Below are 20,736 nucleotides of genomic sequence, written 5' to 3' on the forward strand. Positions count from 1 at the left end.
CTTGCCTACTTGTCCTTGGCGAAGATCGCGTCCATGTCCTTGGCGGCCTTGTCCGCCGCCTCCTGGACGGAGGACTTGCCGGTCAGGATGGACTGCACCATGCCGGGGATGACCTTCGATGCCTGGATCTCGCCGTACGCCTTGGTCTTGGGGACGGTCGCGCCGGCCTCCAGCATCTGCTTGGCGAACGGCTCGACCAGCGGGTCCTTCTTCGCCTCGATCTTCTTCAGCTCGGAGTTCTGACCCGGGAAGTAGTTGGTCTCCGCGGCCCACTTGGCGGCGAAGTCACCGGTGGTCAGCATCTTCACGAACTCCCAGGCGAGGTCCTTCTTGTCCGTGTTGAACGTGGACAGGTAGGAGCCGCCGAGGAAGGACTTGCTCATGCCGCCGTCCTGGCCGGGGATCGGCACGGCGCCCAGCTTGCCCTTGAGGTCGGGGTTGGCCTCGACGATGGCCTTCGGGGTCCAGTTGCCGTTGACGGACATCGCGACCTGGCCCTTGCCCCAGGCGTCGCCGACCTCCTTCTCCGTCCAGGTGTTCACCTTGGCCGGAGAGACCTTGTCCTTCGTCGCCAGGCCCGTGTAGAACTCGATGCCCTTCACGGCCTCGGGCGAGTTGATGCCGGACTTCCACTTGCCGCCCTGCTCGGTGGCGAGTTCGCCTCCGGCGCCCCAGATGAAGGGGGTGGCGAACATCTCGGCGCCGCCCGCGACCGGGAAGGGGATCATCCCGGGCTCCTTGTCCTTCAGCGTTTTCGCCGCGGACTGGAGCTCCTTCCAGGTGGTCGGGGCCTTCAGCTTGTGCTTCTCGAAGACGTCCTTGCGGTAGACGATGCTGCGGACGCCCGCGTACCAGGGCATGCCGTACTGCTTGCCGTCGAGTGTGCCCGCGTCCGCGAGGCCCTCGACGAGGTCGTCGTTCAGGCCCGACTTCTTGACGTCGTCGGTCACGTCGACGAGGGCGCCGGTCTCGGCGAACTGCGGCACCCAGGTCGTGCCGACCTCGGCCACGTCCGGGACTTGGTCCTCGCCGCCCTCGATGGCGGTGGTGAACTTCTTCTGCGCGGTGGCCCACTGCTGGTACTCGACGTGGATCTTGGCGCCGGTCTTCTTCTGGAACGCCTTCTCGGCCTCCTTGAAGAAGGGCCTGGCGTCGGGGTTCGTCCCCTCCATGATCCACACGGTGAGGGTCTTGCCCTTGCCGTCGGTCGCCTTGTCGCCGCTGTCGCTCCCGTCATCGCTGCCGCATGCCGTCGCGGTCAGTCCGAGCGTCATGGCGATACCTGCCGCGATGACCCGTCGCTTCATACCGGCCCCCTCATGGGTACGTGCTGTAACTGCGCCGTTCCGTTGTGGGAGCGATTGTGGTCGCACGCTCAGCGCGCGGTCTAGACCCATTCGGCTAGCGGGGCCGAAACGTGATTTGCGTTGCAAGCAATGGTCGTTGCACGGGGTGCACTTGCGCTGCGCTTGGCGGGGGTGGGGGAGATTCGCCGCGCAGCGGCGGCTTGGTGGTGCGGCCACCGTGAGCTGCGGTCTCGGAACGCCACGACGCCCGCCCAAGTCCGGTCGGGGACAAGGCGGGCGTCGCTCAGTTCCGTACGCCGTTGTACGGGACGTATATGGGGTTGTGCCGCAGGTACTAGACCATCAGGGAACGGTCCGTCGGGCGGATCGGTGACGGCAAGTCGCTCGCCCCGGTCAGGAAACGGTCCACGCCACGAGCCGCCGAGCGGCCCTCCGCGATCGCCCATACGATGAGCGACTGGCCTCGGCCCGCGTCACCGGCCACGAAGACACCCGGCACGTTCGTGTGGAACTCCGCGTCGCGGGCGACATTCCCGCGCTCGTCCAGCTCCAGGGAGAACTGGTCCACCAGGCCGTTCTCGCGGTCCGTACCGGTGAAGCCCATCGCGAGCGTGACCAGCTGGGCGGGGATCTTGCGCTCCGTGCCCGCCTTCGGCGTCAGCTTGCCGTCGATGAACTCCACCTCGGTGAGGTGCAGGAACTGCACGTTCCCGTCCTCGTCGCCCTCGAAGTGCGTGGTCGAGACGGCGTAGACCCGCTCGCCGCCCTCCTCGTGCGCGGAGGTCACCTTGTAGAGCATGGGGAAGGTCGGCCACGGCTGGTGCGGGGCACGGTCCTCGCCCGGCTTCGGCATGATCTCCAGCTGCGTCACGGACGCCGCGCCCTGGCGGTGCGCCGTGCCCACGCAGTCCGCGCCGGTGTCGCCGCCGCCGATGACGACCACGTGCTTGCCCTCGGCGGAGACGGGCGTGGTGACGTAGTCGCCCTCCTGGACCTTGTTGGCCAGGGGCAGGTACTCCATCGCCTGGTAGACACCCTTGAGCTCACGGCCGGGGACCGGGAGATCACGTGCCATCGTGGCGCCCGCGGCGATGACCACCGCGTCGTAGCGCTTGCGCAGCTTCGCCGCGTCGATGTCGCGGCCGATCTCCACACCCGTACGGAACTTGGTGCCCTCCGCGCGCATCTGCTCGATGCGGCGGTTGATGTGGCGCTTCTCCATCTTGAACTCGGGGATGCCGTAGCGCAGCAGGCCGCCGATGCGGTCCGCGCGCTCGTACACGGCGACCGTGTGGCCCGCCCGCGTCAGCTGCTGGGCCGCGGCCAGGCCCGCCGGGCCCGAACCGATGACGGCGACGGTCTTGCCGGAGAGCCGGTCGGGCGCCTGCGGCTTGACGTCGTTCGCGTCCCACGCCTTGTCGATGATCGAGACTTCGACGTTCTTGATGGTGACGGCAGGCTGGTTGATGCCGAGAACGCACGCCGACTCACACGGCGCCGGGCACAGGCGGCCCGTGAACTCCGGGAAGTTGTTCGTGGCGTGCAGCCGCTCGGAGGCGGCCGACCAGTCCTCGCGGTACGCGAAGTCGTTCCACTCGGGGATCAGGTTGCCCAGCGGGCAGCCCTGGTGGCAGAACGGGATACCGCAGTCCATGCAGCGCGACGCCTGCTTGGAGATGATCGGGAGGAGGGAGCCGGGAACGTAGACCTCGTTCCAGTCCTGGACGCGCTCGCCGACCGGGCGGGTCTGCGCGACCTCGCGGCCATGGTTCAAAAAGCCCTTGGGATCAGCCATTGGTCGCCGCCTCCATCATCTTCTCGGTGATCTCGGTCTCGGAGAGACCGGCTCGCTCGGCGGCGTCCTTGGCGGCGAGCACTGCCTTGTACGTGCTGGGGATGATCCTGCTGAAGCGCTCCACGGCGGTGTCCCACTCGGCGAGCAGCTTCTCGGCGACGGTCGACCCGGTCTCCTCCTGGTGGCGGCGCACGACGTCGTGCAGCCACTTCTTGTCGGAGTCGTCCAGGGCCTCCACGGCACCGAGGTTGCCGGGGTTGACGTTGTCCCGGTCGAGGTCGATGACGTACGCGATGCCGCCCGACATACCGGCCGCGAAGTTGCGGCCCGTCTCGCCGATGACCACCGCGTGGCCGCCGGTCATGTACTCGCAGCCGTGGTCGCCCACGCCCTCGGACACGACCGTCGCACCGGAGTTGCGGACGCAGAACCGCTCGCCCGTGCGGCCACGGAGGAACAGCTCGCCGCCCGTCGCGCCGTACGCGATGGTGTTGCCGGCGATCGTCGAGTACTCGGCGAGGTGGTCGGCGCCGCGGTCCGGGCGGACGATGACGCGGCCGCCGGAGAGGCCCTTGCCGACGTAGTCGTTGGCGTCGCCCTCAAGGCGGAGGGTCACGCCGCGCGGCACGAACGCGCCGAACGACTGGCCCGCCGAGCCGGTGAAGGTGATGTCGATGGTGTCGTCGGGCAGGCCCGCGCCACCGAACTTCTTCGTCACCTCGTGGCCGAGCATGGTGCCGACCGTGCGGTTGATGTTGCGGATCGCGACCTGCGCGCGGACCGGCTGGGCGTCGGTCGCCCCGGCGGCGGAGAGCGCGTCGGAGGCGAGCTTGATCAGCTCGTTGTCGAGCGCCTTCTCCAGGCCGTGGTCCTGGGCGGCGATCTGGTGGCGCACGGCGCCGCCGGGCAGCGACGGCACGTGGAAGAGGGGCTCCAGGTCCAGGCCCTGCGCCTTCCAGTGCTTGACGGCGCGCTCGGTGTCGAGGAGCTCGGCGTGGCCGACGGCCTCCTCGATGGTGCGGAAGCCCAGCTCGGCGAGGATCTCGCGGACCTCTTCGGCGATGAACTCGAAGAAGTTGACGATGTACTCGGCCTTGCCGGAGAACCGCTCGCGCAGCGCCGGGTTCTGCGTGGCGATACCGACCGGGCAGGTGTCCAGGTGGCAGACGCGCATCATGACGCAGCCGGAGACGACGAGCGGCGCGGTCGCGAAACCGAACTCCTCGGCGCCGAGCAGCGCGGCGATGACGACGTCACGGCCGGTCTTGAGCTGACCGTCGGTCTGGACCACGATGCGGTCGCGCAGGCCGTTGAGCAGGAGCGTCTGCTGGGTCTCGGCGAGGCCGAGCTCCCAGGGGCCGCCCGCGTGCTTGAGCGAGGTGAGCGGGGACGCGCCCGTACCGCCGTCGTGGCCGGAGATCAGGACGACGTCCGCGTGGGCCTTGGAGACACCCGCGGCGACCGTGCCGACGCCGACCTCGGAGACCAGCTTCACGTGAATCCGCGCCTGCGGGTTCGCGTTCTTCAGGTCGTGGATCAGCTGGGCGAGGTCCTCGATGGAGTAGATGTCGTGGTGCGGCGGCGGGGAGATCAGGCCCACGCCCGGCGTCGAGTGACGCGTCTTGGCGACCCACGGGTAGACCTTGTGGCCGGGCAGCTGGCCGCCCTCGCCGGGCTTGGCGCCCTGCGCCATCTTGATCTGGATGTCGTCCGCGTTCACCAGGTACTCGGAGGTCACACCGAAGCGGCCGGAGGCGACCTGCTTGATGCTGGACCGGCGGGCCGGATCGTACAGGCGGTCCGGGTCCTCGCCGCCCTCACCGGTGTTGGACTTGCCGCCCAGCTGGTTCATGGCGATGGCGAGGGTCTCGTGCGCCTCGCGGGAGATCGAGCCGTACGACATGGCGCCGGTCGAGAACCGCTTGACGATGTCGGCGGCCGACTCGACCTCGTCGATGGAGATCGAGGGGCGGTCCGACTTGAGGTTGAACAGGCCGCGCAGCGTCATGAGGCGCTCGGACTGCTCGTTCACGCGGTCCGTGTACTTCTTGAAGATGTCGTAGCGGCGGTTGCGCGTGGAGTGCTGCAGGCGGAAGACCGTCTCCGGGTCGAAGAGGTGCGGCTCGCCCTCGCGGCGCCACTGGTACTCACCACCTATGTCGAGCGCTCGGTGCGCGGAGGCGATGCCCGAGCTCGGGTACGCCTTGGCGTGCCGGGCGGCGACCTCCTGCGCGATGACGTCGATGCCGACTCCGCCGATCTTGGAGGTCGTGCCGACGAAGTACTTCGCGACGAAGTTCTCCTGGAGACCGACAGCCTCGAAGACCTGTGCGCCGCGGTAGGAGGCGACGGTCGAGATGCCCATCTTGGACATGACCTTCAGGACGCCCTTGCCGAGCGCGTAGATCAGGTTCCGGATGGCCGTCTCGGCGCCACCGTCCTCGTCGGCGGGCAGGAACGTGCCGGCGCGGACGAGGTCCTCGACGGACTCCATCGCGAGGTACGGGTTGACGGCCGCGGCGCCGTAGCCGATGAGGAGGGCCACGTGGTGGACCTCGCGGACGTCGCCCGCCTCGACGAGCAGACCCACCTGGGTGCGCTGCTTCGTGCGGATGAGGTGGTGGTGGACGGCCGCGGTGAGAAGGAGCGAGGGGATCGGCGCGTGCTCGGCGTCGGAGTGCCGGTCGGAGAGCACGATCAGGCGGGCGCCGGCCTCTATGGCGGCGTCGGCCTCGGTGCAGATCTCCTCGATGCGGGCGGCGAGCGCGTCGCCGCCGCCGCCGACGCGGTAGAGACCGGAGAGGGTCGCGGCGGTCATGCCGGGCATGTCGCCGTCGGCGTTGATGTGGATGAGCTTGGCGAGCTCGTCGTTGTCGATCACCGGGAAGGGCAGCGTGACGCTGCGACAGGTCGCGGCGGTCGGCTCCAGGATGTTGCCCTGCGGGCCGAGCGAGGAGTGCAGCGAGGTGACGAGCTCTTCACGGATGGCGTCCAGCGGCGGGTTCGTGACCTGCGCGAACAGCTGCGTGAAGTAGTCGAAGATCAGCCGCGGGCGCTCGGAGAGCGCGGCGATCGGGGTGTCGGTGCCCATGGAGCCGAGCGGCTCGCCGCCGGTCTTGGCCATCGGCGCGAGGATGATGCGCAGCTCTTCCTCGGTGTAGCCGAAGGTCTGCTGGCGGCGCGTGACGGAGGCGTGCGTGTGCACGATGTGCTCGCGCTCGGGCAGGTCCGAGAGCTCGATCTCGCCTGCTTCCAGCCACTCCTGGTACGGGTTCTCGGCGGCGAGGGCGGCCTTGATCTCGTCGTCCTCGACGATGCGGTGCTCGGCGGTGTCGACGAGGAACATCCGGCCCGGCTGCAGGCGGCCCTTGCGGACGACCTTCGCGGGGTCGATGTCGAGCACGCCGACCTCGGAGCCGAGGACGACGAGGCCGTCGTCGGTGACCCAGTAGCGGCCGGGGCGCAGGCCGTTGCGGTCGAGGACCGCGCCGACCTGGGTGCCGTCGGTGAAGGTGACACAGGCCGGGCCGTCCCAGGGCTCCATCAGCGTGGAGTGGTACTGGTAGAAGGCGCGGCGGGCCGGGTCCATCGAGCCGTGGTTCTCCCACGCCTCGGGGATCATCATCAGGACCGAGTGCGGAAGCGAACGGCCGCCGAGGTGGAGGAGTTCGAGCACCTCGTCGAAGGACGCGGAGTCCGAGGCGTCCGGCGTACAGATCGGGAAGACGCGGTCGAGCTTGTCGGTGCTCGCCTCACCGGCGGAGGCGAACAGGTCGGAGGCGAGCTGCGACTCACGCGCCCGCATCCAGTTGCGGTTGCCCTTGACCGTGTTGATCTCGCCGTTGTGCGCGACGAAGCGGTAGGGGTGTGCGAGCGGCCAGCTCGGGAACGTGTTCGTGGAGAAGCGCGAGTGGACGAGCGCGACGGCCGTGGCGAAACGGCGGTCGGACAGGTCGGGGAAGAACGGCTCCAGCTGGCCGGTGGTCAGCATGCCCTTGTAGACGATGGTCCGGGCGGAGAGCGAGGGGAAGTACGTCGCTGCCTCACGCTCGGCGCGCTTGCGCAGGACGAAGGCCTTGCGGTCGAGCGCGACGCCGGTGCTCTCACCGTCGGCCACGAAGATCTGCCGGAAGACCGGCATCGTCGAGCGAGCGGTGGAGCCGAGCAGCTCGGGGGCGACGGGAACGTCGCGCCAGCCGAGGACCGTCAGGCCTTCCTCGGAAGCGATCGTCTCGATCTGTGAGACGGCACCGTCGGTCGTGCCCGCGGTGTCGACCGGCAGGAAGGCGATGCCGACGGCGTACGCGCCGGCCTCGGGGAGCGCGAATCCGGCGACCTCGCGCAGGAAGGCGTCCGGCACCTGGAGCAGGATTCCGGCGCCGTCACCGGAGTCCGGCTCGGAGCCGGTGGCGCCACGGTGTTCGAGATTGCGCAGTACGGTCAGCGCCTGTTCGACCAGCTCATGGCTGGCTACACCGGTGAGGGTGGCCACGAACCCGACACCACAGGCGTCGTGCTCGTTACGGGGGTCGTACATGCCCTGAGGGGCGGGGCGACCGTCCATGGGCGACCAGGCGTGCGTACGCATTGGCTCTCCCGTCGTCGTCGTGGCATATGCAATAAGCGTGGGACGACGTTGGCCCAGGCAAAATTTCGAGCAGGTTACATGATGGAACGCTTCTCGAAAAGCGGATAGCTCATTCCACCATGTGGACACCGCCCAGAGGCGTGAAGAGCGGTGGGGGACCCCGTGCGGACAGATCGATGACCGTAGGCCCGAGAGCGGCACAGGCCTCATTGCCCGCAGCGCTTACGGCTCATGCCCGGTGGTTAAGGATTCGAAACCGCCGAGTAACGACTACTTATGCAGGGTCCCGCATAGGACTGCGAGGGTTCATCCTACGGCGGTACCGAACAGGCTGCCCAGGGCGTACGTCACACCGGCCGCCGCTCCGCCGAGCGCGAGCTGCCGAAGTCCGCTGAACCACCAGGATCGCGCGGTCACCTTGGCCACAACTGCACCGCAGGCGAAGAGCCCGATGAGCGCGAGCACCAGCGCGGGCCAGAACGTGTCGGCGCCGAGCAGATACGGCAGTACGGGAAGCAGGGCGCCGAGCGCGAAGGCGCCGAAGGAGGAGACCGCGGCGACGGCCGGCGAGGGCAGATCGCCGGGGTCGATGCCCAGCTCCTCGCGCGCGTGGATCTCCAGGGCCTGCTCGGGATCCGTGGACAGCTGCCTGGCGACCTCACGGGCCAGGCCCGGCTCGACGCCACGCGAGACGTAGAGCGCGGCGAGCTCCCGCTCCTCGTCCGCCGGGTGCTTGCGCAACTCCCGCCGCTCCACGTCGAGTTCGGCCTGGACGAGCTCACGCTGCGAGGCGACGGAGGTATATTCGCCGGCCGCCATGGAGAAGGCGCCAGCGGCGAGACCGACCAACCCCGTGACGACGATGGTCTGCTGCGAGACGGCACCGCCCGCGACACCGGTCATCAGGGCCAGGTTGGACACCAGGCCGTCCATCGCGCCGAAGACGGCGGGCCGCAGCCAGCCGCCGTTGACGTCGCGGTGGGTGTGGTTGTCGCGGTGTGCCTCGTGCAGTACCGCTTCGGTCTCGATGATCGCCATGGTGAGCCCCCTCAGTGCTTGGACGATCTCGAAAGTACGCGCGAAAAATCGCTCTCGCCAGCAAGGAAGGCCGTACTTACCTGCGCTTGTGCGCATGTGAACGCGGGTTCATCGAACCGGTGAGCGCATGGGGCGGAGGGGTGACGTCGGTGCTGCGGTGCTCGCGTCGGGGGCGGCGCGTGGCAGGGATAAAAACACACGTCTCGGCACCAGGGAGGCACAGCATGACGACCGGTGTGACACGAGCGACCGGAGTGACCGGCCTGAGAGAGCGGGCGCGCGGCGCGCTTCTCGGCCTCGCGGTCGGCGACGCGCTGGGCGCGCCCGCCGAGAACATGAAGCCCTCCGAGATCCGCCGCCGCTGGGGACGCATCACCGGTTACGTCGCCGAGCATCCCTGCGGCACGGACGACACGGAGTACGCGATCTTCTCCGGGCTCCTCCTGGCCCGGCACGGCTCGGAGCTCACCGTCGCGCATGTCGAGGCCGCCTGGCACGAGTGGATCGCGGACCTCGACGAGGGGCCCTTCCGTGGCGCGGGCTTCAGCGAACGCGGCACGCTGGAGAACCTGCGCCGAGGCCTCGCGGCGCCCATCTCGGCGCAGCACCGGCACGCGTGGAGCGACGGCCTCGCGATGCGGGCCGCGCCGTTCGGGGTCTTCGCCGCGGGCGAGCCCGCCGAAGCCGCCCGGCTCGTCGCGATCGACGGCTCGGTCAGCCATGACGGTGAGGGCATCTACGGCGGGCAGGCGGTGGCCGCGGGGGTCGCGGCGGCGATGGGCGGGGCGCCGGTGGATTCCGTGGTGGCCGCGGCTCTGTCCGTCATCCCGGAGGACTGCTGGACGTCCCGCTCGCTGCGGCGCGCGGTGGCGGCGGCTCCTCGCGGCGAACGCGCGGTCCGCTCCGCGGTGGTGATCGGCGGCTACCCCTGGACCGACCTCGCCCCCGAGGCGGTGGGGCTCGCCTTCGGGGCGTACGCGGCGGCCTTGGGCCACTTCCCGGATGCGGTGTTGACCGCGGTCAACATGGGGCGGGACGCGGACACCACCGCGGCGGTGGCGGGCGCCCTGGCGGGGGCGACATGCGGCGCCTCCGCGATCCCACCGCCATGGGCGGCCGCGATCGCCCCGGCGCGGGGCAGTTGCCTTCCCTCGATGCGGGGCCACCACGTGCTGGACGTGGCGGAGTTGCTTGTTTCTGACCTGGGGGTCTCGTGACCGCCGACAAGCCCGCCGCTTCGCGGCGGATCTCCCCCACCCACCCACCCGTCTACCCCGCAGCCGTCCCTGCTGTGCCCACACCGCCGGGTGCGGATCACCGAGGCGTCCAGCAAAGCGCGGCATCCGCAAGCCACATCGAGGGCTTGCTCCTGGGCCTCGCGGCGGGCGACGCCGCCGGTTGGCCCGCGGCCAGGCACCGCGCAGCCCGCATGCCCGAGTGGACACGAAGACTCACCCGCGAACTGGACACCTTCGCCGAGCAGAACGCGACGACCACCCTCCCCGTCCCCATCGCGCTCAACCAACCCCCGGAACCCCTCCGCCTCGGCCCTTCGGACGACGCCGAATGGGCGGCCTTCGCCGCCGAGTCACTGCTCCGCGCGGCGGACGGGACGCTCGACCCCCAGCTGTCGCGGGACCGCCGGGTCCGCGCGGCCCTCGACCTGGCCTGGAACACCCTTGCCAGCGAAATCGCCGCGGCGGCGGCCCGCGCCCCCGAGGTCGAGTCCGCTGTGCTCCCCCTGCGCGCCCGCATCTCCGTACGCGCGGGCCTCGGCAATCTCGCCACCGGCCTGCGCCCGCCCGCCACCGGCCACGACAACCCCCACTTCTTCGACGACGCCGCCTGCGTACGCGCCTGCGTCCTCGCCCTCGTCCACCCGGGCGACCCCGAACAGGCCGCCGCGCTGGCCGAGTTCGACGCCCGCTACACCCAGGACGGCGACGGCGTGCACGGCGCCCGCGCCATGGCCGCGGCGATCGCGGCGGCGCTCGGCGGCGCCGACGTCGAGGCGACCGTGGACGCCGCCCTCGCCCAGCTCCCTGAGCACACCGAGATCGGCCGCAACGCCTGGCACGCCGTGAAGCTCGCCCGCACCCAGACGACCGAGGACGGAGCCTTCGGTCTCGTCCCGCTCCTGGAGCACCAGATCGTCGACCACGTCTACAGCTACGGCATCGCCGCCGCCGAGACCGTCCCGGTCGCCCTGGCCCTGACCACCGCGGCCCGCGGCCGCATCCGCGACGCGGTGCCCGCCGCGGCCTGCCTCTCCCGTGTCGCGGACTCCGCCCCCGCCCTGGCCGGCGCGCTGACCGGCGTGCTCGGCACGGCCACCGCCGTCCCCGACTCCTGGCGCGACGCCTGCCGCACCCTCTCCGGCTGCGCGCTCCCCCGCCTCGCGGGCACCGACCTGGTGGAACTCGCCGGGCACCTGGCAGCCACGGAACCGACCGCTCCGGGAGGACAATTCCGGCATGAAGGCATCAATGGACCCAACGGGCCCGGATCTCCCTGACCGCATCACCGCCTGCCTGGTGGGCGCGGCGGTCGGCGACGCCATCGGCGGTCCCGTCGAGGGCTACTCCCCCGAGCAGATCGTCGAACGGCACGGCGGTCGCGTACACGGCATCGTCGGCCCCTGGAACGGCGACCAATGGCGTACCGCCCGCCCCATCGCGCCGTACCACAAGGGTGATGGACACATCACCGACGACACCTTGATGACGCACGCGCTCATCCGCGTGTACGCCACCGTCCGCGACCACCTGGACGCCTACGCGGTGGCCGATCACCTGGTCCCGGACCTCATGACGAACCCCCGCTGGATCCCGGAGATGGAGACGGAGACCATCCCGCTCCACCGCGTCTTCCTCGCCGAGAAGTGGATCGTCGCCCGCATCCACTACGGCCACGTCGACCCGCGCGAGGCGGGCACCGGAAACATCGTCAACTGCGGTGCGGCGATGTACATGGCACCGGTCGGCCTGGTCAACGCGGCGAACCCGGAGGGCGCGTATGCCGAGGCCCTCGACATCGCGGGCGCGCACCAGTCCTCGTACGGACGTGAGGCGGCCGCGGTCTTCGCCGCGGCGGTGGCGGCGGCCTGCGCGCCGGGCGCGACGCCGACTTCGGTGATCGACACCGCCCTCTCCCTCGCGAAGGACGGAACGCGGGCAGCGATCGAGTCGGCGGTCGAAGTCGCCTCCCACCACCGGGACTTCGAGTCGGCGCTCGACCCGCTGCGCACCGCCGTCATCCCCTTCGACACGGTCGGCCCTGACTACCGCGCCCCATCCCTGGGGGCCCGCCGTCCCTCCCGCCTGCACTCCATCGAGGAACTCCCGATCGCGCTCGGCATGCTCCTGGTGGGCGACGGCGACTACCGCCACACGGTGCTCGGCTCGGTCAACTACGGCCGTGACTGCGACTCCATCGCGACCATGAGCGGCGCGATCGCGGGCGCCCTCGGCTCGGAGGCCCCGCCCGAGTGGTCCAAGACGGTCGCGGAGGCGAGCCGCCTCGACCTGCACGCACCCGCGGCGACGCTCGCGGAGGTCACCCGGGAGATCTTCACCCGCGACGTACGACGCCGCCGAGCCCACGAGTCGGCCTACGCGGCCCTGACGGCCACCCCATGATCCGCCTCACCTGGGTCCAGCCGGAGGACCTGGTGGGCCACGAACTCCGCCAGTCGGAGGAGGAGGGCAAGGACGTCGAGGCGATCCGGTCCCGCTGGCTGAAGGCAGGCGGCCACCTGGCCCCACCAAGAGCAGGCGCGTCCCCGACACCCCCCGCTCCCCACCTGCGGGCTCTGGCGGAGGAACTCCTGACCGAACTGTCGCAGCCGCCCGTGTTGTGGGCAGGCGTTCCGCAGGGCGATGGGGGTCCCCCCGCTCGAACGGAGTTGAGAGTGGGGGAGGGTGGGCTCAACACCGCCCTACGCCACCGCCTACACGCCGCCTGGCTAGGCAGAGCAGCCGGCTGCCTCCTGGGCAAGCCGGTAGAAAAACTCCCCCTTGAAGCCATCCGCAGCCTCGCCAAAGCAACAGGCAACTGGCCCCTATGCACCTGGTTCACGGAGAAGGGCCTCCCCCAGGAGCTCAAGAACACCCACCCCTGGAACAAGCGCTCCGCGCACACCTCCCTCGCCGAGAACATCGACGGCATGCCGGAGGACGACGACCTCAACTACCCCCTCCTCAACCTCCGCCTGCTCCAACGCCACGGCAAGGACTTCACCACCACGGACGTGGCAAGGCTCTGGCTGGACGAGCTCCCCGCGGCCCGCACCTTCACCGCCGAACGCATCGCCTACCGCAACCTCCTCACCGGCATCGAGCCCCCGCACACCGCCACCCACCACAACCCGTTCCGCGAATGGATCGGCGCCCTGATCCGCGCCGACGTCCACGGCTGGACGAACCCGGGCGCACCCACGGCCGCCGCCGGCCAGGCCCGCCGCGACGCGAGCCTCAGCCACACCGCCAACGGCGTGTACGGCGCGATGTTCGCGGCGGCCACCATCGCCGAGGCGGCGGCAGGCACCGGAGACGTGCACCACTGCCTCCGCGCGGGCCTGACCGTCGTACCGCAGGACTCACGCCTCGCCCACGCGATCCGCCACGGCATTCAACTCGCCCACGAACAAGCGGACTTCGACCACGTGGTGGACGACCTGCACGCCACCTACGGCCACCACCACTGGGTACACGTCATCCCCAACGCCGCCCTCCTGTCCGCCGCCCTCACCCACGCCGACGGCGACTTCACCGGCTCCATCACCCGTGCGGTGTCCGGCGGCTGGGACACCGACTCGAACGGCGCGACCGCGGGCTCGATCGCGGGCCTGCTCGCGGGCCACCCGGGCGCGCTGCCCGACCGCTGGACGTCCCCGCTCAAGAACCGCCTTGCCAGCTCCGTCCCCGGCTTCGACGGCATCGGTTTCGACACCCTCGCCGACCTCACCACCGAACTCGCCCAGGAGAGACCGCACCCATGACCCACATCGCCGTGCTCGGCAGCACGAACATGGACCTCGTCGCGTACGTCAGCAAGGCACCGCAGCTCGGGGAGACCGTCACCGGGCGCGAGTTCCGTACGCTCCCCGGCGGCAAGGGCGCCAACCAGGCCGTCGCCGCGGCCCGCGCGGGCGCCGACGCCGTGTCGATGATCGGCGCGGTCGGCGCCGACGCCTTCGGCACCCAGCTGCGCGCCGCGCTGGAACACTCCGGTGTCGACACCGACCTGCTGCGCACCGTCGACACCGCGGCCACCGGGACCGCGCACATCGTGGTCGACGACGAGGGCGGCAACGCGATCGTCGTCATCCCCGGCGCCAACGGAACGCTCACCGCACTCGCCCCGGGCGACGAGGGTCTGATCGCCTCCGCCGACGCCCTCCTGCTCCAGCTGGAGATCCCCGTGGAGGGGGTACTCGCCGCCGCGCAGGCCGCCAGAAGGCACGGTGTTCGCACCATTCTCACGCCGGCACCCGCTCAGCCACTGTCTCCCGAACTCCTCGATTCCATCGACCTGTTGGTGCCCAACGAGTACGAGGCGGCCACCCTCACCGGCCTGACCGATCCGCACGAAACCGCCCGCGCGCTCCTCTCCCAGGTCCCCGAGGTCGTCATCACGCTCGGCTCACGCGGCAGCCTGTACGCGACGAGGGACGCCGAGCCGGTCATGGTCCCGGCCCCGCACGTCACCGCCGTCGACACGACCGGCGCGGGCGACACCTTCGTCGGCACCCTCGCGGTAGCGCTGGCCGAAGGGGGCTCCGTGGCGGACGCGCTCACGTGGGCGTCGTCGGCCGCAGCGCTCTCCGTCCAGCGCCCGGGGGCGTCGTCGTCCATGCCGTTCCGCTCCGAGATCGACACCCAGGCGAACGGCACCGCGTCATGACAGCTCCCCTCAGCGGCCTCCGCGTCCTCGACCTGGCGACGCTCTTCGCGGGCCCGCTCGCCGCCACGATGCTCGGCGACTTCGGCGCGGAGGTCATCAAGGTCGAGCATCCGCGAAAGCCCGACCCCTCCCGTGGGCACGGCCCGTCGAAGGACGGCGTCGGCCTCTGGTGGAAGATCCTGGGCCGCAACAAGCGCACGATGACCCTCGATCTCTCCACGCCCGGTGGCCGCGAGACCCTGCTGCGGCTCGCCGCGACGGCGGACGTCATCGTCGAGAACTTCCGCCCGGGGACCCTGGAGAAGTGGGACCTCGGCTGGGAGGAGCTGAGCGGGGTGAACCCCCGTCTCGTCCTGACCCGCGTCACGGGCTTCGGCCAGTTCGGCCCGTACTCCCGCCGCCCCGGCTTCGGCACCCTCGCGGAGGCGATGAGCGGTTTCGCGGCGATCACCGGTGAGCCGGACGGGCCGCCGACCCTGCCGCCCTTCGGGCTCGCCGACTCCATCGCGGGGCTCGCGACGGCGTACGCGGTGATGACGGCGCTGGCGGCCCGCGACCGGACGGGCAAGGGCCAGGTGGTGGACATGGCGATCATCGAGCCGATCCTCACGGTCCTCGGCCCGCAGCCGCTCTGGTACGACCAGCTCGGCCACGTCCAGCCCCGCACCGGCAACCGCTCCACCAACAACGCGCCCCGCAACACCTACCGTACGGCGGACGGCAGTTGGGTCGCGGTCTCCACGTCCGCCCAGTCGATCGCGGAGCGCGTGATGCGCCTGGTGGGCCGCCCGGAACTGATCTCCGAGCCCTGGTTCGCGAAGGGCGCGGACCGCGCGGCCCACGCGGACGTGCTCGACGGGGCGGTCGGCGCCTGGATCGCCCTGCACACCCGCGCCGAGGTGATCGAGGCCTTCGAGAAGGCGGAGGCGGCGGTCGCTCCCATCCAGGACGTACGCGACGTGATGACCGATCCCCAGTACGCGGCGCTGGACACCGTCACCACCGTCGACGACCCGGAGCTCGGCCCGCTGCGCATGCAGAACGTCCTCTTCCGCCTCTCCGAGACGCCGGGCTCGATCGGGTGGGCAGGCCGCCCCCATGGAGCGGACACGGCGGAGGTCCTGACCGAACTGGGCCTGACGGAAGGGGAGATCGCCGGGCTGCGCAAGGAGGGCGCCCTGTGAAGGAAACACCTCTGACCTGGCTGTACGCGCCCGGAGACCGGCCGTCCGTCGTGGCGAAGGCGCTGCTCGCGGGCGCCGACGCCGTCATCGTCGATCTGGAGGACGCGGTGGGGCCCGACCGCAAGGAGTACGCGCGCGCGGCGACGGCCGAGCTGCTCGGCGAGACTCCCGCCGTCCCGGTCCACGTCCGCGTGAACGCCCTGGACAGTCCGCTCGCCGAGGCCGACCTCGGGGCGATCGCGCATCTCCCCGGGGTGTCCGGTCTCCGTCTGCCCAAGGTGACCTGCCCCGCCGACGTCGTACGCGTCGCGGAGCGCTCCGCCCCCGCGGACGGCGGCGCCCCCGCCCTGCACGCCCTGATCGAGTCGGCCGTGGGCCTGGAGCACGCCTTCGCCATCGCCACCGCCCACCCGGCCCTGCGCGGCGTCTCCATCGGCGAGGCGGACCTCCGCGCGGACCTGGGGGTACGCGACGACGCGGGCCTCGACTGGTCCCGTGCGCGCGTGGTGGTGGCCGCCCGAGCCGCGGGCCTCGCACCGCCCGCGCAGTCGGTGTACGCCGACATCCGTGACATCGAGGGCCTGGCGGCGTCCTGCGCGCACGGCCGTTCCCTGGGCTTCCTCGGCCGCGCGGCGATCCACCCCCGCCAGCTCCCGGCCATCGAACGCGCCTACCTCCCCACCCCGGAGGAGATCGACCACGCCGAGCAGATCGTCAAGGCATCGACGACGGAGGAGGGCGCCCTGGCGCTGCCGGACGGCACCTTCGTGGACAAGGCCGTGGTGGAGGGGGCGCGGCGGGTGCTCGACCTGGCGCGGCGGCGCCCATAGCGATGGGGCCACCAGATCCGTGATCCGGTGGCCCCATCGACGTACGCAACGGCAGAGAGCGCGTCAGCCCTTCTTGGCGGACTCGGCTCCGGCTCCGTCCTTGCCCTTGTCGCCGTCCTCGTCCCTGACCTTGTCCGAGACCGAGTCCGTTTCGGCGTCCTTGGACAGGTCGGTCTTCGCCTTGTCCTCGTCCTTGGGCGACTCGCCCGGCGAGTCGTCCTCGCCGTCCGGCGCGGGCTCGACGATCTCCTCGCGCCCGGGGCGCTTCTTCGCGGAGAGCACGAAGTACACGACGGCGAGCACGAACACCGCGATGGCGGTCCAGACGTTCAGACGCAGTCCGAGCACGTGGTGCGCGTCGTCGACCCGCATGTACTCGATCCAGCCGCGTCCTGCGCAGTACGAGGCGACGTACAGGGCGAACGCCCGGCCGTGTCCCAGCTTGAAGCGGCGGTCGGCCCAGATGACCAGGAAGCCGACGCCGATGCACCAGAGGGACTCGTAGAGGAACGTCGGGTGGTACGTGCCGGGTACCCGGCCGTCCTCCGCCGACGTGATCTTCAGGGCCCACGGCAGATCCGTGGCCTTGCCGTACAGCTCCTGGTTGAACCAGTTGCCCCAGCGGCCGATCGCCTGGGCGAAGGCGATGCCGGGGGCGAGGGCGTCGGCCCAGGCGGGCAGCGGGATGCCGCGCCGGCGACAGCCGATCCAGGCGCCGACCGCGCCGAACGCGATCGCGCCCCAGATACCGAGGCCGCCCTCCCAGATCTTGAAGGCGTCCACCCAGTCACGGCCGTCGCTGAAGTACAGCTGGTAGTCCGTGATCACGTGGTAGAGACGCCCGCCGACGAGGCCGAACGGCACGGCCCAGACGGAGATGTCGGCCACGGTGCCTGGGCGGCCCCCGCGAGCGATCCACCGCTTGTTGCCGAGCCAGACGGCGACGAAGACGCCGATGATGATGCAGAACGCGTAGCCGCGCAGCGGAATGGGTCCGAGTTCGACCACACCGCGCGACGGGCTGGGAATGAAGGCAAGGTCCATGGCAGGTCCGACGCTACCGTGCCGGGTGGTGCCCGAGGCAACCAGCCCGGCTACGTCTCCATAACAGGACCTCACCGCTAGCCCCTGTTGGCTTCCTCGACCTTCGCCTTCAGCTTCGCCGGAGTCAGCGGGTTCTTCTGGTCGGCGAAGATGTTCTTGCCGTCGAGCAGCACGCTCGGCGTGCCCTGCAGGCCCGCCTCCTGGAAGGCCTTGTTCGACTTCTGGGCCCAGCTGTCGTGCTTGCCGTCGTCCACGCACTTCTTGAAGGTGTCGTTCACGAGCCCGTCCACCTTGCCCGCGAGCTCGATCAGCTTGCTGTTCTTGCTGAACGCGTCGTCCGTCTCCGGGGGTTGGTTCGTGAACAGCACGTCGTGGTACGGCGTGAACTTCCCGGCGTCCTGGGCGCAGGCCGCGGCGTTCGCCGCGCGCAGGGAGCCGCTGCCGCCCATGTTCCCGTCGATGATCGTCGCCAGGTGATACTCGACCTTGAGCTGGCCCTTGCCGGTGAGCTCATGGATCGTCTTGCGGTACATCTCCTCGAACTGCTTGCAGGCGGGGCAGCGGAAGTCCTCCCAGATGGTGAGGGTGGACTTGGCGCTGTCCTTGCCGACGGGGATGGCGAGCTGATCCTCACCGGTCGCCCCCTTGGGGACCGACAAGGGGCCCGAAGTGTCCTTGTCGTCGCCCGAGTTGGCAGCGACCAGACCGGCCACGGCGGCGAGCGCGAGGACGCCCACGACGGCGGCGCTCACGATCAACACCCTGCGCTGCTTGTCCCGCGACTTCTGCCGCTCTCGCTCTTCCGCCAGCCGGTCGCGGGCCGCGCGCTTTCCCTCACGGTTCTTCTCGCTCACACCCCGCCAACGAACCGGGGAGGCACGAGCATGCCTCCCCGGTCCCAGGTCCACCCGTACGAGTTACGCGTTGCCGCGAACCCCCTGGGCGAGATCACTCGCGAGCGTGCGTACGGCGTCCAGTCCTGCCGCCTCGTCCTCGGCGTCCAGCATCCGCTGCACGAACGCCGAGCCGACGATCACGCCGTCGGCGAAGCCGGCGACCTCGGCGGCCTGGCGGGCGTTGGAGACGCCGAGGCCGACGCAGACCGGCAGGTCGGTGGTGGCCTTGGTGCGCCGCACCAGTTCCTGCGCCTGCTCGCCCACGGACTCCCGGGTGCCCGTGACGCCCATCAGGGACGCCGCGTACACGAAGCCGGAGCCGGCCGCGGTGATGGTGGCGAGCCGCTCGTCCTTGCTGCTCGGCGCGACGACGAAGACCGTCGCCAGGCCGTGCTTCTCGGCGTGCTCCCTCCACAGGCCCGACTCCTGGACGGGCAGGTCGGGGAGGATGCAGCCCGCGCCGCCCGCCTCGGCGAGTTCGGCGGTGAAGCGCTCGACGCCGTAGCGGTCGATGGGGTTCCAGTACGTCATGACGAGCACCGGCTTGCCGGTCGCCTCGTACGCCTCGCGGACCGTGCGCATCACGTCGGCGATCTTCAGGCCCGCCTTGAGCGCGATGTCGTCGGCGGTCTGGATGACGGGGCCGTCGAGGACCGGGTCGCTGTGCGGGAGGCCGACCTCCACGACGTCGGCGCCGCCGTCGAAGACCGCCTTGATGGCCGCGATGCCGCCGTCCACGGTCGGGAACCCGGCCGGGAGGTAGGCGATGAGGGCGGAGCGCCCCTCGGCCTTGGCGGCCGCGAGGGTGTCGTCCAGCAGACTGATGTTGCCGCTCACTTGGCGTCCCCCTCGATCTCCGCGGCACCGTTGCCCGCGTCCGCCTCGACGGCGGCGTCCGTGTCGTACAGGCCGAAGTAGCGGGCGGCCGTGTCCATGTCCTTGTCGCCGCGGCCGGACAGGTTGATGATGATCAGCCCGTCATTGCCGAGCTCCTTGCCGACCTCGAGGGCCCCGGCGAGCGCGTGGGCGCTCTCGATGGCCGGGATGATGCCCTCGGTGCGCGACAGGAGGCGCAGTGCCTGCATGGCCGCGTCGTCGGTGACCGCGCGGTACTCGCCGCGGCCGCTGTCCTTGAGGTAGGCGTGCTCGGGGCCGATGCCCGGGTAGTCGAGTCCGGCGGAGATCGAGTAGGGCTCGGTGATCTGCCCTTCCTCGTCCTGGAGGACGTACGACCGCGAGCCGTGCAGGATGCCCGGCTCCCCGGCGGTCAGCGTGGCCGCGTGCTCGCCGGTCTCGACGCCGTGCCCTGCGGGCTCGCAGCCGATGAGCCGCACATCCGCGTCCGGGATGAAGGCGTGGAAGAGGCCGATGGCGTTCGAGCCACCGCCCACGCAGGCCACGGCGGCGTCGGGGAGACGCCCCGCGCGCTCCAGGATCTGGCGCCGAGCTTCCACCCCGATGACGCGGTGGAAGTCGCGCACCATGGCGGGGAAGGGGTGCGGGCCCGCCACGGTCCCGAAGAGGTAGTGCGTGCGGTCGACGTTGGCGACCCAGTCGCGGAACGCCTCGTTGATGGCGTCCTTCAGGGTCCTGCTGCCGGACTTCACGGCGATGACCTCGGCGCCGAGCATGCGCATGCGGGCCACGTTCAGGGCCTGGCGCTCGGTGTCGATCTCGCCCATGTAGATGGTGCATTCGAGGCCGAAGAGCGCGCACGCGGTGGCGGTGGCGACGCCGTGCTGGCCGGCGCCGGTCTCCGCGATGACGCGGGTCTTGCCCATGCGCTTGGTGAGCAGGGCCTGGCCGAGCACGTTGTTGATCTTGTGCGAGCCGGTGTGGTTCAGGTCCTCGCGCTTGAGGAAGACCCGCGCGCCACCGGCGTGTTCGGCGAACCGGGGCACCTCGGTGAGGCTGCTGGGGCGGCCGGTGTAGTTGACCAGGAGGTCGTCGAGCTCGCGGGCGAACTCGGGGTCGTTCTTGGCCTTGTCGTACTCGACGGCGACCTCGTCCACGGCGGCGACGAGGGCCTCCGGGATGAATTTGCCGCCGAAGGCGCCGAAGTAGCCTTCGGCGCTGGGGACCTGACCCTCCGGGTCGGGGTGGAAGTACTCGCTGGACATGCCTCTACCTCACATGGCGGGAATGGGTGA

The 20,736-nt window shown here is 70.6% G+C and carries 15 protein-coding genes; 7 read left to right on the plus strand and 8 right to left on the minus strand.

Translation table 11 applies throughout. The features are described 5' to 3' along the window. Positions 1-5 precede the first annotated feature (5 nt). The 4 genes from ACIBCK_RS01400 to ACIBCK_RS01415 all read right to left on the minus strand — a co-directional run bounded on the left by ACIBCK_RS01400 (position 6) and on the right by ACIBCK_RS01415 (position 8,728). Entirely contained in the window at positions 6-1,307 is a 1,302-nt protein-coding gene (locus tag ACIBCK_RS01400) for a sugar ABC transporter substrate-binding protein (RefSeq protein ID WP_399386046.1), read from the minus strand. A gap of 334 nt (positions 1,308-1,641) precedes the next feature. Beyond that, complete coding sequence (locus tag ACIBCK_RS01405; protein WP_399386047.1) at positions 1,642-3,102, minus strand: glutamate synthase subunit beta; 1,461 nt, start codon at positions 3,100-3,102, stop codon at positions 1,642-1,644. Further along, on the minus strand, positions 3,095-7,690 hold the full coding sequence (gene gltB, locus ACIBCK_RS01410) for a glutamate synthase large subunit (RefSeq protein ID WP_399386048.1): 4,596 nt from the start codon (positions 7,688-7,690) through the stop codon (positions 3,095-3,097). Before gltB ends, ACIBCK_RS01405 begins: the two co-directional genes overlap by 8 nt. Before the next feature lie 306 nt (positions 7,691-7,996). Further along, positions 7,997-8,728 carry a VIT1/CCC1 transporter family protein gene (locus ACIBCK_RS01415; RefSeq protein ID WP_399386049.1) on the minus strand — a complete coding sequence of 244 codons (732 nt, stop codon included), beginning with the start codon at positions 8,726-8,728 and terminating at the stop codon, positions 7,997-7,999. Positions 8,729-8,952: 224 nt separating this feature from the next. On the opposite strand from ACIBCK_RS01415, the gene ACIBCK_RS01420 reads away from it, so the two are divergent. The 7 genes from ACIBCK_RS01420 (at position 8,953) to ACIBCK_RS01450 (ending at position 16,646) form a co-directional block, all read left to right on the plus strand. Continuing rightward, a complete protein-coding gene (locus ACIBCK_RS01420; RefSeq protein WP_399386050.1) occupies positions 8,953-9,945 on the plus strand; it encodes an ADP-ribosylglycohydrolase family protein in 993 nt (330 codons plus the stop codon). A 74-nt stretch (positions 9,946-10,019) separates the two neighbouring features. Beyond that, complete coding sequence (locus tag ACIBCK_RS01425; RefSeq protein WP_399387180.1) at positions 10,020-11,243, plus strand: ADP-ribosylglycohydrolase family protein; 1,224 nt, start codon at positions 10,020-10,022, stop codon at positions 11,241-11,243. Next, positions 11,203-12,366 carry an ADP-ribosylglycohydrolase family protein gene (locus tag ACIBCK_RS01430; RefSeq protein WP_399386051.1) on the plus strand — a complete coding sequence of 388 codons (1,164 nt, stop codon included), beginning with the start codon at positions 11,203-11,205 and terminating at the stop codon, positions 12,364-12,366. The genes ACIBCK_RS01425 and ACIBCK_RS01430 overlap by 41 nt, the downstream gene beginning before the upstream one ends. Then, entirely contained in the window at positions 12,363-13,727 is a 1,365-nt protein-coding gene (locus tag ACIBCK_RS01435) for an ADP-ribosylglycohydrolase family protein (protein WP_399386052.1), read from the plus strand. The genes ACIBCK_RS01430 and ACIBCK_RS01435 overlap by 4 nt, the downstream gene beginning before the upstream one ends. Further along, positions 13,724-14,632, plus strand: coding sequence for a ribokinase (gene rbsK / locus ACIBCK_RS01440; RefSeq protein WP_399386053.1), 909 nt, complete (start codon positions 13,724-13,726; stop codon positions 14,630-14,632). Before ACIBCK_RS01435 ends, rbsK begins: the two co-directional genes overlap by 4 nt. Further along, on the plus strand, positions 14,629-15,816 hold the full coding sequence (locus tag ACIBCK_RS01445; RefSeq protein WP_399386054.1) for a CaiB/BaiF CoA transferase family protein: 1,188 nt from the start codon (positions 14,629-14,631) through the stop codon (positions 15,814-15,816). The genes rbsK and ACIBCK_RS01445 overlap by 4 nt, the downstream gene beginning before the upstream one ends. Then, positions 15,813-16,646: an HpcH/HpaI aldolase/citrate lyase family protein gene (locus ACIBCK_RS01450; RefSeq protein WP_399386055.1), complete on the plus strand. Its 834-nt coding sequence runs from the start codon at positions 15,813-15,815 to the stop codon at positions 16,644-16,646. Before ACIBCK_RS01445 ends, ACIBCK_RS01450 begins: the two co-directional genes overlap by 4 nt. Positions 16,647-16,709: 63 nt before the next feature. On the opposite strand, the gene lgt is transcribed toward ACIBCK_RS01450, so the two are convergent. The 4 genes from lgt to trpB form a co-directional block, all read right to left on the minus strand. Further along, positions 16,710-17,690 carry a prolipoprotein diacylglyceryl transferase gene (gene lgt / locus ACIBCK_RS01455; protein ID WP_399386056.1) on the minus strand — a complete coding sequence of 327 codons (981 nt, stop codon included), beginning with the start codon at positions 17,688-17,690 and terminating at the stop codon, positions 16,710-16,712. Between the two features lie 77 nt (positions 17,691-17,767). Continuing rightward, positions 17,768-18,544 carry a DsbA family protein gene (locus tag ACIBCK_RS01460; RefSeq protein ID WP_399386057.1) on the minus strand — a complete coding sequence of 259 codons (777 nt, stop codon included), beginning with the start codon at positions 18,542-18,544 and terminating at the stop codon, positions 17,768-17,770. A gap of 63 nt (positions 18,545-18,607) precedes the next feature. After that, complete coding sequence (trpA, locus tag ACIBCK_RS01465) at positions 18,608-19,423, minus strand: tryptophan synthase subunit alpha (RefSeq protein ID WP_399386058.1); 816 nt, start codon at positions 19,421-19,423, stop codon at positions 18,608-18,610. Beyond that, the gene (gene trpB / locus ACIBCK_RS01470; RefSeq protein ID WP_399386059.1) at positions 19,420-20,706 is read right to left on the minus strand and encodes a tryptophan synthase subunit beta; all 1,287 of its coding nucleotides are present in this window, start codon (positions 20,704-20,706) and stop codon (positions 19,420-19,422) included. The genes trpA and trpB overlap by 4 nt, the downstream gene beginning before the upstream one ends. Between the last annotated feature and the right edge of the window lie 30 nt (positions 20,707-20,736).

The organism is Streptomyces sp. NPDC051218 (assembly GCF_044455475.1).
Taxonomy (GTDB): Bacteria; Actinomycetota; Actinomycetes; order Streptomycetales; family Streptomycetaceae; genus Streptomyces.

Excerpts from the sequence above, each read along its gene's own strand:
- ACIBCK_RS01405 (WP_399386047.1), bottom strand. The coding sequence starts at position 3,102 with ATGGCTGATCCCAAGGGCTTTTTGAACCATGGCCGCGAGGTCGCGCAG.
- ACIBCK_RS01435 (WP_399386052.1), top strand. The coding sequence starts at position 12,363 with ATGATCCGCCTCACCTGGGTCCAGCCGGAGGACCTGGTGGGCCACGAA.
- gltB (WP_399386048.1), bottom strand. The coding sequence starts at position 7,690 with ATGCGTACGCACGCCTGGTCGCCCATGGACGGTCGCCCCGCCCCTCAG.
- ACIBCK_RS01420 (WP_399386050.1), top strand. The coding sequence starts at position 8,953 with ATGACGACCGGTGTGACACGAGCGACCGGAGTGACCGGCCTGAGAGAG.
- ACIBCK_RS01400 (WP_399386046.1), bottom strand. The coding sequence starts at position 1,307 with ATGAAGCGACGGGTCATCGCGGCAGGTATCGCCATGACGCTCGGACTG.
- ACIBCK_RS01430 (WP_399386051.1), top strand. The coding sequence starts at position 11,203 with ATGAAGGCATCAATGGACCCAACGGGCCCGGATCTCCCTGACCGCATC.
- rbsK (WP_399386053.1), top strand. The coding sequence starts at position 13,724 with ATGACCCACATCGCCGTGCTCGGCAGCACGAACATGGACCTCGTCGCG.
- lgt (WP_399386056.1), bottom strand. The coding sequence starts at position 17,690 with ATGGACCTTGCCTTCATTCCCAGCCCGTCGCGCGGTGTGGTCGAACTC.
- ACIBCK_RS01415 (WP_399386049.1), bottom strand. The coding sequence starts at position 8,728 with ATGGCGATCATCGAGACCGAAGCGGTACTGCACGAGGCACACCGCGAC.
- ACIBCK_RS01445 (WP_399386054.1), top strand. The coding sequence starts at position 14,629 with ATGACAGCTCCCCTCAGCGGCCTCCGCGTCCTCGACCTGGCGACGCTC.
- trpB (WP_399386059.1), bottom strand. The coding sequence starts at position 20,706 with ATGTCCAGCGAGTACTTCCACCCCGACCCGGAGGGTCAGGTCCCCAGC.